Origin of the sequence: Virgibacillus ndiopensis, assembly GCF_900187325.1 — a bacterium.
Taxonomy (GTDB): Bacteria; Bacillota; Bacilli; order Bacillales; family Amphibacillaceae; genus Virgibacillus_E; species Virgibacillus_E ndiopensis.
Map to the genome: position 1 here is coordinate 52,789 of NZ_FZMZ01000005.1, position 12,305 is coordinate 65,093.

General features: G+C 35.5%; 13 protein-coding genes. 9 read left to right on the forward strand and 4 right to left on the reverse strand.

The genetic code is table 11. From position 1 onward, the window contains the following. Positions 1-44: 44 nt before the first annotated feature. Positions 45-764 (reverse strand): hypothetical protein, encoded by a 720-nt coding sequence (locus CS937_RS07510; protein WP_099157856.1) that lies wholly within the window; start codon positions 762-764, stop codon positions 45-47. 117 nt (positions 765-881) lie between these two features. Between CS937_RS07510 and CS937_RS07515 the strand changes: the two genes are divergently transcribed. After that, complete coding sequence (locus CS937_RS07515; RefSeq protein ID WP_099157857.1) at positions 882-1,583, forward strand: SDR family oxidoreductase; 702 nt, start codon at positions 882-884, stop codon at positions 1,581-1,583. Positions 1,584-1,696: 113 nt separating this feature from the next. Here CS937_RS07515 and CS937_RS07520 read toward each other — a convergent pair whose 3' ends face one another. Then, the gene (locus CS937_RS07520; RefSeq protein ID WP_099157858.1) at positions 1,697-2,350 is read right to left on the reverse strand and encodes a DNA-3-methyladenine glycosylase family protein; all 654 of its coding nucleotides are present in this window, start codon (positions 2,348-2,350) and stop codon (positions 1,697-1,699) included. A gap of 223 nt (positions 2,351-2,573) precedes the next feature. Between CS937_RS07520 and CS937_RS07525 the strand changes: the two genes are divergently transcribed. From CS937_RS07525 to CS937_RS07535, 3 genes are all read left to right on the forward strand, one after another. Then, positions 2,574-3,779 (forward strand): NAD(P)/FAD-dependent oxidoreductase, encoded by a 1,206-nt coding sequence (locus tag CS937_RS07525; RefSeq protein WP_099157859.1) that lies wholly within the window; start codon positions 2,574-2,576, stop codon positions 3,777-3,779. A gap of 403 nt (positions 3,780-4,182) precedes the next feature. Further along, positions 4,183-4,434: a hypothetical protein gene (locus CS937_RS07530; protein WP_099157860.1), complete on the forward strand. Its 252-nt coding sequence runs from the start codon at positions 4,183-4,185 to the stop codon at positions 4,432-4,434. A gap of 101 nt (positions 4,435-4,535) precedes the next feature. Then, positions 4,536-5,390: a VanW family protein gene (locus CS937_RS07535; protein ID WP_099157861.1), complete on the forward strand. Its 855-nt coding sequence runs from the start codon at positions 4,536-4,538 to the stop codon at positions 5,388-5,390. An 18-nt stretch (positions 5,391-5,408) separates the two neighbouring features. On the opposite strand, the gene CS937_RS07540 is transcribed toward CS937_RS07535, so the two are convergent. Then, positions 5,409-5,771 carry a thiol-disulfide oxidoreductase DCC family protein gene (locus CS937_RS07540; RefSeq protein WP_099157862.1) on the reverse strand — a complete coding sequence of 121 codons (363 nt, stop codon included), beginning with the start codon at positions 5,769-5,771 and terminating at the stop codon, positions 5,409-5,411. 397 nt (positions 5,772-6,168) lie between these two features. On the opposite strand from CS937_RS07540, the gene CS937_RS07545 reads away from it, so the two are divergent. The 3 genes from CS937_RS07545 to CS937_RS07555 all read left to right on the forward strand — a co-directional run bounded on the left by CS937_RS07545 (position 6,169) and on the right by CS937_RS07555 (position 10,477). Then, on the forward strand, positions 6,169-7,293 hold the full coding sequence (locus CS937_RS07545; protein ID WP_176555787.1) for a tetratricopeptide repeat protein: 1,125 nt from the start codon (positions 6,169-6,171) through the stop codon (positions 7,291-7,293). A 156-nt stretch (positions 7,294-7,449) separates the two neighbouring features. Next, complete coding sequence (locus CS937_RS07550; RefSeq protein ID WP_099157864.1) at positions 7,450-8,448, forward strand: ABC transporter substrate-binding protein; 999 nt, start codon at positions 7,450-7,452, stop codon at positions 8,446-8,448. Between the two features lie 4 nt (positions 8,449-8,452). Continuing rightward, positions 8,453-10,477, forward strand: coding sequence for an iron ABC transporter permease (locus tag CS937_RS07555; RefSeq protein ID WP_099157865.1), 2,025 nt, complete (start codon positions 8,453-8,455; stop codon positions 10,475-10,477). Between the two features lie 63 nt (positions 10,478-10,540). Here CS937_RS07555 and CS937_RS07560 read toward each other — a convergent pair whose 3' ends face one another. Continuing rightward, positions 10,541-11,077 (reverse strand): YceI family protein, encoded by a 537-nt coding sequence (locus tag CS937_RS07560; RefSeq protein WP_099157866.1) that lies wholly within the window; start codon positions 11,075-11,077, stop codon positions 10,541-10,543. Between the two features lie 208 nt (positions 11,078-11,285). Between CS937_RS07560 and CS937_RS07565 the strand changes: the two genes are divergently transcribed. Beyond that, positions 11,286-11,753, forward strand: a complete 468-nt coding sequence (locus CS937_RS07565; RefSeq protein ID WP_099157867.1) for a DUF6884 domain-containing protein — start codon at positions 11,286-11,288, stop codon at positions 11,751-11,753. Position 11,754: 1 nt separating this feature from the next. Next, positions 11,755-12,081, forward strand: coding sequence for a hypothetical protein (locus CS937_RS07570; RefSeq protein ID WP_099157868.1), 327 nt, complete (start codon positions 11,755-11,757; stop codon positions 12,079-12,081). The last annotated feature ends 224 nt before the right edge of the window (positions 12,082-12,305 follow it).

Sequence of the window (12,305 nt, forward strand, 5' to 3'; positions counted from 1 at the left end):
ATGAACTCAAAAAGCTTGTAAGTCAGGTGCTTACAAGCTTTCTTTTACTGTTCATGATAAAAATTAAATAATATAAATACCATAAAAAGAATCTCTTTTTCTTCTTTGTGTGAATCATTCACCTGAAAATCATAGACTGACCCTTTTACGCGATTGCCAGTAGCAATTGTTAAGTTATTATTGGTTACTTCCGTTTTAGAACCGATCCCAAATGACTTATAATGATAGGATTGATCGTTAAACTCAAGAAAAATACTTTCCTTTAGCTTAGTTGCATTTTTGAAAGACAGGTCTGTATGTACTTTACCTATTGGCACTTGATTCCAAATAATTTCCCATTCTTTATTTCCTGTCATTTTATTTTCATTTTTTAATAGGAACAAAACACTGTCACTATTGGATAAGTTGAATGATAGATTAAGATACCATATCCCGGGATGCTCCATAATGTCAGCTAAAATTCTATGCCATAGTTTATTGTAAAAGCGATGATAAGTACCAATTGATGTTCTCCCATCATATAGTTGTTTAACTCCACTTGAAACCCTGTCACCCATATGTGTAGTCATATATTTTTCATTCGTACTTGGTTTATATGTAGTATCATTTTTAATTTTCTTTTTCATAATAAAAAATACAACAACAGATGCGGCTGGGAAAAATAAAAGAAGTAAAAGTTGATCTAGATCAAATTCTCCCTTAAACCAAAAACGGAGTCCTAGACCAATACTTCCTGCTATAAATAATGTTAAAAGTCTACCCAAAAAATCTTCCTTTCTATCTAGTCTATTTATTTTTACGAAAATGTCGTTGAAAAGTTTCAACATCAGTTTTTCTTTTTTTATAAATGTTACACTTAATCTAGTAAGGAGGAAATAGCCATGGAAAAATTAACAGGAAAACATGCAATTATAACAGGTGCGAGTAGCGGCATAGGTGCAGCTATTGCAAAACACCTTGCGACTGAAGGTGCTAATGTTGTATTAGCAGCACGCAGAAAAGGTAAGCTTGATGAAATTGTGCATTCAATTAATAAAAAGGGACAGGGGAAGGCAATCGCTGTTGAGACAAATATGTCAGACCGTTCTGCTGTTGATGTACTTGCTGAAAAGGCAGTTCAGGCTTTTGGTGACGTTGATATCTATATAAATAATGCAGGTGCAGTTTTATCCGGCAAACTGCAAGACGGTAAGGTTGATGAATGGGAACGAATGATAGATGTTAACATAAAAGGTGTACTTTACGGAATTAATTCCGTTTTATCAAGCATGGTAGAACGTTCAACAGGGCATATCGTCAATATCGCCTCCGTATCGGGTCATGAAGTTTCAAAAACTAGCGGAGTTTACAGTGCGACGAAATTTGCGGTACGTGCATTGTCGATGGGATTAGAGAAAGAGCTCGCACGTACTGGAGTGCGCGTGACAAATATTTCGCCTGGACAAGTGAATACCGAAATCTTTTCAAACAGGGCTGGTGATCGAAAACCGCTCGAACCAGATGATATAGCGCGTGCAGTTGTCTACACATTAACACAACCAGAATATGTTAACGTTAATGAAGTGACGGTACGACCAGTATAAGAAAAACGTAGGCTATAGCCCCTATATAATAGACCCGAATGCTGCTAGTACCCAGTTTTCGGGTCTATTATTACCTAACATTAACGGCCAGTAAAACCCCCACTGAATGAGCTTTACTTTATCTCCTCAATTGATTCATACAATGAAACAAAATTGAGGTGGACTGCTTCCCATAAATAAAACGATGCGATAGTAAAATGTGGATCCCATAATTTTGCTTTTTCTTCTAACACTTTACGGCGATCTGTTTTATCTACTTGATAGAGCCATTTTGCGCCACGTTGAATTCCTATATCGTCCAATGCTAAAACATTCAGCCTACCTAATGAAAAAATTAAAAACATTTCTACCGTCCATTTCCCAATTCCTTTAATGCTTGTTAACTGTTTTATAATTTGTTTGTTGTCTAATTCATTAAGGTTTTGTAAATTAATTTCTGAACGTAAAATTTTTTGGCTAAAATCACGTAAATAAGAAACTTTTCTTCGTGACAAACCGATTGAGCGTAACTGATCATCGGTAACTATTTCAATTGATTTGGGTGAAACATCATGATGTAGAAGTGTCTCTAGCCGACTATAAATAGCATCTGCTGCCTGAACAGAAATGAGTTGACCTATTATAGATCTTACTAATGAGACAAAATAGTTTGGTCTTAATATAACCTCCATATCACCTACAATGGAAATTAATTTTTTCATAGCGGGATCTGATTTACATAATTCTTTTACTGTGTTGTCATTTTTCTTTATGATCAGTTTTTCCATAGGATACCTCTTTTCATGACAAGTATTTAACAGTGAATATTGGATAAAATACAATGTGATTATGTGTCAAACTCCTGAATGTTAGCCTATTAATAGAAACTTTGATATTATTGTATATGACATTAATATAAGTTTACCAAAGCAATTGTAAAAGCGTTAGTAATTTTATTAGACGATTTGAAAACGCTTTTAGAAATTTGAAAAAGAGGAAGGTGGATGTAACGTGAATACGAACAAACCCAGAATTGTCATTCTTGGTGCAGGTTATGCAGGAATGATGACGACAAAAAGATTAACCCAAAAGCTAGGTGTTGACGAAGCGGAACTTGTTCTCATCAACAAACACAATTACCATTATCAAACAACATGGCTTCATGAAGTAGCTGCGGGCTCTAAAAAACCAAATGAAGCTAGAATGATGATTAGCGATGTCATTAATCCACGACGGGTTCGTTTAATTTATGATTCTGTTGTTGAGATTAAGAAGGATGAAAATCTTGTTGTGTTAGAAAATGGTGAAGTTACATACGACTATCTTGTTATTTCACTTGGTTTCGAATCAAATACGTTTGGAATCAAGGGTATGGAAGAGAATGCTTTTTCAATCCAAGATATTGATTCATGTCGTCTTATTCATGATCATATTGAATACCAATTTGCTAAATACAATCAAGAAAATACAAGTGATGAAAGCCTTACAATACTAGTTGGAGGTGGCGGATTCACTGGCATTGAGTTTGTAGGAGAACTTGCGGAACAGGTTCCAAAATTATGTAAAGAATATGATATAGACCGTAGCAAAGCGCGTATAATTGATGTAGAGGCAGCACCAAGAATTATGCCTGGATTCAATGATGAACTTGTTGCTTATGCGAAAAAATCACTTGAAGACCGTGGTGTTGAATTCAGAGAAAATGCGAAAATCTCTGAATGTAAAGAAGATAGCTTTGTAATTGGAGAAGGCGAAGAAATTAAAGCTGGAACAATTGTTTGGACTGGTGGTGTCACTGGTAATTCAATACTTGGAAAATCAGGCTTCGAATTAACAAAAGGTAAAGTTTCTGTTAATGCAGATTTACGAGCACCTGATGAAGAAAATATTTTCGTTCTTGGGGATTGCTCATGGGTAATGGATGAAGAAGCAGGTCGTCCATATCCACCAACAGCACAATTAGCAATTCAAGAAGCGGATATATGTGCTGCGAACATTAAAGCTCTTCTATACAATGAACCAATGCAAAACTTTGTATTTGATAACAAAGGTACAGTAGCTTCATTAGGTAAAAAGGATGCAATGGGTACTGTATTTTCGGATAAAAAACTTTATGGAACACCAGCTTCTGCAATGAAAAATGTCATTGATAACCGCTATTTATTCTTGCTTGGTGGACCGAAATTGATCTTGAAAAAAGGAAAGCTTCCATTTTAAAAGCTTACCGATGTTGACTTTTCTTTATGCGAAGGAAGTCAATCTTTCGCGCTTATCTGATTAAAACATAAAGCTTACATTTATAGACTTCTTATCTTTTTAAAATAGACCGAAGTAAGGTGAACAGAGGAGGGATATTGAATGAAAGGTACATTATATTTTTTCATGGCTTTGTTGGCATCCCTTGTAGGATATGCGGTAGCAACTCGTAGCATGGAAAATACAAGAGATTTCCGATAAATATATAAAATATATAAACCACTTTTTGCAATTAGTTGCGAAAGGTGGTTTATTTTATTTTTTTCACAAAATTGTTGAAAATAGATGTTTTCTCAGGTGGCATTTTCAATCACTTCGTATGATAATAGTGGTAGTTTGGGTTTGATAAAACGGAGGGGTGATCATGAGTCCTGGTTTGCTTAGTTTATTAGTTATTATATTTATCGTTGCTCTAGTAGGGACAATAGTTGCATTCAAGCAAGAAGAAAGAAAAATAAAGCAATATGAAGAAGAGGGAGACAGTATAGAGGAACAATTACGACGATCTCATGAATATGAAACAAGTTCATTAAAATCAAATGTTCCATCATTACTAATTATTTATGCTGTAACGATTATTGTATCACTTATCGTATTCACAGTTTATATACTATAATACCTGAAACTGGGGAAACCCAGTTTTAATTTTGTCATTTTACGTTTGTAAAGCACATGATTTTACCTCTTTGTTTCATACTATAAACAGGAGGTTACGCTATGACATCACTTATTTTTACATTATTGTTTACTATACTACCACCGAACACGGTTCCAAGTGATTTTACTGTTATGAACGAAGATAAACCAATGATAACTGTTAATCGCGAATACTATACACTGCTATTATTAAACGATCCTTTTATCGATGAAGATAAGGTTGAATTTTTACTCGATAAATTAGAACAAAAAATTTATCGAAAGCCTATCGATGCTAAATTAGATGATATGGGTGAGATAGTCTCTGAAAAACCTGGAATGACACTTGATCGGGATAAATTAAACTTACAATTTCGCAATTATTTTTATTATGGACAACCCCAAAAGGTAAAAGTACCAACGAGAACAATTTATCCTCGAGTTGATAGTGAGCTTTTGGCTAGTATCCATGTTAATGAAATCGGGAATTATGTTACGTATTTTAAACAAAGCAATAAGGAGCGTTCACATAATATTGACTTAGCTGCTGAAGCCATTAATAATTATGTTGTTTTTCCAGGAGAAATATTTTCGTTCAACAAAATTGTTGGAAAACGTACAAAAGAAAAAGGTTACAAACGTGCACCGGTTATTGTTAAAGGTGAATTAGCAGAAGATATTGGTGGTGGAATATGTCAGGTTTCTTCTACGTTGTATAATGCAGTAGATTTAGCAGGTTTGGAAGTTGTAGAGCGTTATTCCCACAGTCGTAGTGTGCCGTATGTTCCGCCGGGTCGTGATGCTACGGTAAGTTGGTACGGTCCAGACTTTTCATTTAAAAATAAATACAATCAACCAGTATTAATACGTGCGCAGTCAAGCAATGGAAAAATGCATGTTAAAATTTATTCTTCGGAGGATATAAGCGGTGGTTAGAAAATTTTGGAACAATGATTAGTCCTGACTTGGTGGCAACATGCAACCATCTTCCCCACACTGATTAACTGGTACGAGCTTACGGTTTTTAGCGACTTTATTGTAAACAAAGTCACCTAATCCAATCAATTTAAACAGATACAAGAAAGGGAGCAGAACCCACATTAATGGAAGTTTCTTTGAAATTTGAATGATGGCATTGTACCCAGTGTACCAATGTCCATTTTTATTAACATGAAGGCTTTCCTCCATTGCTTTTGGATAATCATTGAGGGTACGAAATGATTCAAAAGCTAATTGGTTGCTCCAATCAATTTTTTTCCAAATAACGGATGTACTTGAACACATTTTACAAAAACCATCGTAATAAATGATCAACATGACCACCTCCAACTATCTTTATTGTATCATGGATAAGGAGGTTTTTCTAATGGAGTAAGATATTATGATTATTTCATGAACATTAGCGAAAGTTGCAGTTTATCTATTACTATTTAAGTTAAAATAGAGGATAGATAGGATTTATTTTTTTTGACTGCATTCGAAAAGGTTTTCATATGCTGAATCTTATCTAATAGTTGATATAAAATGCGAATTAAGTATTGTGTTTCTTTCTGCCCCGCCGCCAGTGGAAAGCGTAGTATTTTCCAGTAGCGGTCGCAGCATATCAAACATGATTTTGTGTTACGTCATAATTTCTGAAAATAACGACAGGCTGTACGAAAAGAGCCATTTTTTTATTTATTGTTACACTAAAAAAACATTAGGGGATGTTGTAATGTCAAACATGGATATTTTCAACTTAAATGAGCAATTAGAAAAAGTTTCAAATGATACAAATAAAGAAGATGTAACATTGCTGTTAGAAGAATTTAAGCGAGGCCATTATCCAAATGTTCTTTCCAAATCAGCTTTGTTTAGGGAGAAATATAATGATAGCAAAGATTTTATACAAGTATTACTGCTTATTGAAGCGATCAGTCATGCGGAAATTGGGGAATATAGAGCGGCAGCAGAAATTATTCAAAAACTATATTCGGAAACCAATACGGAGGAAAGTAGTAAATTGGTAATGCTTGGAGAGCTGGCATTTATGAGCGACTACAAGCTGGCTAGGAGAATCATGTCAAATGCAGTTAAACAAATGGAAGAAGAACAGGAGTCTGATCGGATCAGGCTTGCTCGTGGATATCTTGTTTTAGGTGAAATTGAAGAAAAACTAGAAAAATTTGTACGTGCCATCAAGTATTACAAAGTGGGATTAACGTATTTTCAGGAAGATGATCAGCGGGATAAATATATGATTCTCTATCTGCATTTTAAAATTGGTATGTTATATTCAACCAAAAATGATCAGACGCAAGCAATTGATTATTTGGAAAAAACAATTGAACTTGCTGATGAAAATCCGGAAATGAAAATAAACAGCTACGTTAGTCTTGCAAAAATCTACGGAAGCAAAGATGACAATGAGACAGCATTTCCTTATTTAAAAGAGGCACTCGCCATGCTAGAAGTTTCCACGTTAACAAAGACGTTGATCCATGCTGAAACCTTAACGGAAATGGCTTTTTACTATTTTGACCAATCCAAATTAGATGAAGCCATCCCATATTATACGAAAGCGATAACCATTTATAACCAACTAAAAGAGACTTCAGCCCGTAAACTTGGAATGATTTATATGCAATATGCTTATAGCCTAGAACACAAGGAGAAGTCTGACAAACAACGTGCTAGTAAAAACTACGAGAATGCTATCGTACTGCTTGAAAAAACAAATGATCGTGAACTGTTAGAGAATGCGTTGGCAGATGTTATTTCCTTTTTTGATGCAACAAATAATGCCAAGAAGAAGCGTCATTATGAAAATAAATTTGTAAAAATGACTACTGCAAATTAATTCACTAATATTTTAAAAATTTGTTGACAGGATAACCGCATTCCGTTAGAATTCTAAATGATAATGAGAATCCTTTTCAATTAGAGTTTTTCAACGTAACACCATTACATGATTAGATTGAATGGGTTAAATAAAGCTAACGGAGGAGAGGTACATATGAAAAAGGTAGGTATGTTAGTACTTATATTTTGTTTATCATTATTAGCTGCTTGTGGTAGTAGTGATGACGAATCTAAAGGTAGTAAGAATGATTCAAACGCATCAGATAAAAAACGAGAGATTACAATTGAGGATGCGATAGGCGAACAAACGATTAAAGGGACACCGAAAAAAATTGTTGTATTAGAATGGGCATATGCAGAGGACTTACTAGCTTTGGGAATTCAGCCAGCTGGTGTGGCAGATATAGATGGCTATAATAAATGGGTTAATGTTGATAAAAAATTTGCTGAAAGCGTTAAAGATGTTGGGACTCGTCAAGAGCCGAACTTAGAAGCAATTTCAAGACTTAATCCTGATTTAATTATTGCATTTAAAAACAGCCATGAACAAATTTTAGATAGCTTGAAAGATATTGCACCAACTGTAATGTTTGATCCATATAGTGAAGCGTCTTCAAAGGATCATTACCAAAATATGGTGACTGATTTCAAAAAGCTAGCTAAAATAGTTGATAAAGAAGCAGAAGCAGAAAAGGAATTGGCAGACTTGGAACAGTACATGAATAAACAAAAACAACGTGTTGCTGATGCTGGACTCGAAGGTTCTAAATACATCGTAACGCAAGCATATACTGCACAAAATACGCCAATTTTACGGTTGTTTACCGATAATTCAATTGTTTCAAAAGTAATGAATAACTTAGGATTTGAGAATGCTTATCAACCTGATAAATTTGACAAGTATGGTTTTAGCGAAGTAACGGTAGAAGCGTTGCAAAACTTCCAAAAAGAGAATTTACAGTTTTTATATATTGTTCAAAAGGATAATAATATATTTGCAAATGAACTTAAAGGAAACCCTGTTTGGGAGAATTTAAGCTTTGTAAAGGCTGGAAATACGCATCAGCTTCCTGGGGATACATGGACATTTGGAGGCGTGTTATCAGCGAAAGTACTAGCAAAACAATTTGCAGATGCTATGGTAAAAGAGTGATCGTATGAGTAGGAATTTACAAAAATCAATAGTTGCGGTTCTGACCTTTGGTGGTGGAGCCGCGCTTTTGTGCATATTAACTTTTATACATATAAATCAAGGAAATGTCTCGATTCCAACCTCCACTACTATTGAAGCAATCTTTACCCCACAGGATACGTTAGCACATCATACTGTACGGGTATTGCGGTTGCCAAGGGCAGTTATGGGGATTCTTGCCGGGGGTGCATTAGCTGTTGCTGGAGTTGTTCTGCAAACTGTTACAAAGAACCCTTTATCCTCCGCGAGTACACTAGGTATACATTCAGGTACATATTTTGCTGTTGTATTCAGTACTGTTTTCTTTCCAGTTGCGCTTTTTGGTAACGGTATTATGGTTGCATTTCTTGGTGGTATTTTTACATTTTTAATTGTTTTTGTATTATCTGGTGGCAATAATGCTACACCGGTTCGCATGGTGTTAGCAGGTATGATCGTTACCTTTTTGTTTTCATCATTAACAAGTGTTTTGCAAATCTTTTATGAAAATGAAACAGCTGGATTGTTTTTATGGGGAGCGGGAACACTCGTACAAAATGATTGGAGTGGTGTGCATTTTTCCTGGCCGTTTATTGTTGCTGGTCTGGTTATACTGTTGATGATGTCCTTTAAACTCGATACCTTGACATTGGGTGATGATGTAGCAATTGCCTTAGGTCAAAATGTAAATGTGATAAAATTCCTCTCCATAATTGCAGCGGTTATGCTAACGTCTGTTACTGTAAGTGTTGTAGGACCAATCGGTTTCGTCGGCCTTGTAGCACCACATATTATTAAGTTGATAGGCTATCGGAAGCATTTACCGCTCATTATTGCTTCGTTTATTTGGGGAGCTAATGTGTTATTATTCGCAGATATATTGGCTCGTATAATCGATCCATCTTTTTCTGAGTTACCCGTAGGCGCAATCACAGCTCTAATCGGTGCACCATGGTTAATTTGGTTAGTTTTACGAATGAAGAAAGCAAAGTATGGGGAAGAAAACACGTCTGTTATGGCAGGAAAAACAACGATAGGTATTTCCTTAAAGATAATCATCCCTGCTCTGATAGCATTGATTTTAATAACAATGTTTGTAAGTCTGGCTACCGGAAATTATGGGTTTGAACCAATGGTAATGCTCCAGGCGCTGTTTAGTGATTCAAACGAATTTATGAAAAATTTGATTATCGATTTACGGTTACCTCGTGCACTTGTAGCACTGTTAAGTGGGATGGTTTTAGCAGTTAGTGGGTTAATTTTTCAAGGGGTTTTAAGGAATCCATTAGCAGATCCTTCGGTAATTGGTATAACCTCTGGTGCAGGTGTTGGCGCTCTTTTAACGATGTTTGTTTTTGGGGTATCAGCGTTATGGGTTCCTATTGGAGCGATGGTTGGCTCAATGGTTTTCTTTATTTTTGTAATGGTATTAGCGATCCGAGCAGAGTTCCAGCCTACTATTCTAGCATTGTTAGGTATTGGTGTATCAGCGTTTGGATCAGCGATTATTCAGATACTAGTTGTTCGTGCAGATCTTAACGTAGCATCAGCGTTGACCTGGTTATCCGGAACTACGTATGCAAAAGGCTGGTCTGAATTACTAAACTATTTAATTTGGCCAGTTGTGATTCTGTTTCCGCTTTTGCTTTTACGGGTGCGTGTACTGGATACGTTGTCATTAGGTGATGATACGGCTAAAGGACTGGGACTAAAAGTAATGTCAAGTAGATTTCAATTGGCATTTTTGGCAACGTTACTTGCAGCATTTAGTGTAGCGGCAGTAGGAGCAATCGGATTTGTCGGATTAATAGCACCGCATTTAGCAAGGCTCTTAGTTGGATCAACTAACCAACGATTACTGCCTGTTACGATTTTAATCGGTGGATCACTTTTAGTGGTGGCTGATTTATTTAGCCGGACCTTACTTGCGCCAAACGAAATTCCATCAGGGATATTAGTAGCAATTATAGGTGCTCCATACTTTTTATGGTTGATGAAAAAAAGAGCATGATAATAAACGAGCAGTACTCCTCATTGTCTAGAAGTGAGAAGTGCTGCTCGTTATATAGTAGATTTATGCTTGTTTATGAGCTTCGATTTCAATGTTGATTTTAACTTCGTCACCAACGAGTACGCCGCCAGTTTCAAGTGCAGCGTTCCAGGTTAGGCCAAATTCTTTACGACTGATTTTTCCGCTACCGCTAAAACCTGCAACTTGATTACCACTCATCGGATCTTTGTGTAACCCTTCTAACGTTACATCAAATGTAACAGGTTTTGTTGTACCACGAATGGTAAAGTCACCAGTCACGTCATAATTTCCTTCAGACTTTTTTGTGATATTTGTTGCCTTGAATGTTATAGTAGGATGATTTTCTACATCAAAAAAGTCAGCAGATTGTAAATGATTATCACGCGCTTCGTTACGGGTATCAATACTGTTTACATTAATAGTAAATTCTACTTCTGCTCCTTCTAGGTTTTCTGGATCAGCTTCAATTGTTGCATCAAAATCGTTAAATACTCCTTTAGCCTTAGACATCATCATATGTTTTACTACAAATTCTAACGAGCTATGTGCTGCATCAACAGTCCATTTTGTTTTTTCCATTCGTAAATCCCTCCACAAAATAATAGTTTATAACTTACTTTATGTAACTAAGTGTAAAATAATAAATTTATATTGTCAAGTAATTTTTGATGCGTTGTTATTAGTACTCACATTCCCTTGATAATGTTCGCTTAAACTACTGTGCTACAAACTGAATTACGAAAATGCTATAATGATAGAAGGAAAATAGGAAGTTGAGGTTTTGTAGGTGAAACAACTAAGTGTTATTCCGTGTGGTATTAAAAAAATATGGGACAAACAGCCTGAATTGGGACCAGTTCCAGCAGGCGAAGCATACATAGGAACGTTTCATAAACTATGTCAAAATTATGCGGAAACCTTTACAGATCAGTGGGTTGTCTTATCAGCCAAACATGGTTTTTTATTCAGCGAGGATATAGTAGACAGTAATTATGATGTCACATTTAATCAAAAAAGTGATGAAATTATCTCGTATGAGCGATTACGTCAACAAGTAAGGGAAAAAGGACTGGACCAATTTGATGAATTGATCGTTTTAACTGGCAAAAAGTATAAAAAAGTTATTAATGAAAGTTTTGATAGTTCCATGCCAAGGTCGTTCCCGCTTTTACAATGTAAGGGAATTGGATACATGCAGCAATTACTGAAAAAAGCAGTTGAAGAAAGAAAACCTTTACCTAAGGAGAATCTATAATATGAATCGTGCAATATTAATAGGAATTATCTTAGTTGCTTATCTTATTTATGTAGCATTTAAACACAAAGAAGTTTGGAAGAAACTAACGATTATGCAAACACTTGGTGTTCTACTAACATTTATACTCGTTACGGGAATTGGGGGAACAATTCTGTATTATGGAGTTCGTTTTTTAATTGGCTTTACTTCAAATGAGGTTGTAAGTATTGTCATTCAATTCTTCACCGCAATTATTGTTGTCATTTTTGGTGTAGTCATCTTCAATAATATTGTTTCCAATATTACTAACGGAATCCTCCCCATCAAACGGACTCCACGCCGTTAATCCTACAACCCTGTCAGCATATGCATGGCAGGGTTGTTTTTTTATGGAATAAGCTAGGTAGCCGCTGTTTATTTTCTAGCCTTGAGCTATTTTATTAATGCCACTTTCTATATCTAACTTTTCGATTGTATATGTAGAACAGACCTCCAAATGAAATTTAGGTTTCCAATCAAGTCATAAAGCCGTTCCGAAAGTGCCAAGAACTGAAAATAATATGGTATACG

Coding starts and splice junctions, on each gene's coding strand:
- CS937_RS07515 (WP_099157857.1), top strand. CDS start 882: ATGGAAAAATTAACAGGAAAACATGCAATTATAACAGGTGCGAGTAGC.
- CS937_RS07520 (WP_099157858.1), bottom strand. CDS start 2,350: ATGGAAAAACTGATCATAAAGAAAAATGACAACACAGTAAAAGAATTA.
- CS937_RS07530 (WP_099157860.1), top strand. CDS start 4,183: ATGAGTCCTGGTTTGCTTAGTTTATTAGTTATTATATTTATCGTTGCT.
- CS937_RS07535 (WP_099157861.1), top strand. CDS start 4,536: ATGACATCACTTATTTTTACATTATTGTTTACTATACTACCACCGAAC.
- CS937_RS07540 (WP_099157862.1), bottom strand. CDS start 5,771: ATGTTGATCATTTATTACGATGGTTTTTGTAAAATGTGTTCAAGTACA.
- CS937_RS07545 (WP_176555787.1), top strand. CDS start 6,169: ATGTCAAACATGGATATTTTCAACTTAAATGAGCAATTAGAAAAAGTT.
- CS937_RS07550 (WP_099157864.1), top strand. CDS start 7,450: ATGAAAAAGGTAGGTATGTTAGTACTTATATTTTGTTTATCATTATTA.
- CS937_RS07555 (WP_099157865.1), top strand. CDS start 8,453: ATGAGTAGGAATTTACAAAAATCAATAGTTGCGGTTCTGACCTTTGGT.
- CS937_RS07560 (WP_099157866.1), bottom strand. CDS start 11,077: ATGGAAAAAACAAAATGGACTGTTGATGCAGCACATAGCTCGTTAGAA.
- CS937_RS07570 (WP_099157868.1), top strand. CDS start 11,755: ATGAATCGTGCAATATTAATAGGAATTATCTTAGTTGCTTATCTTATT.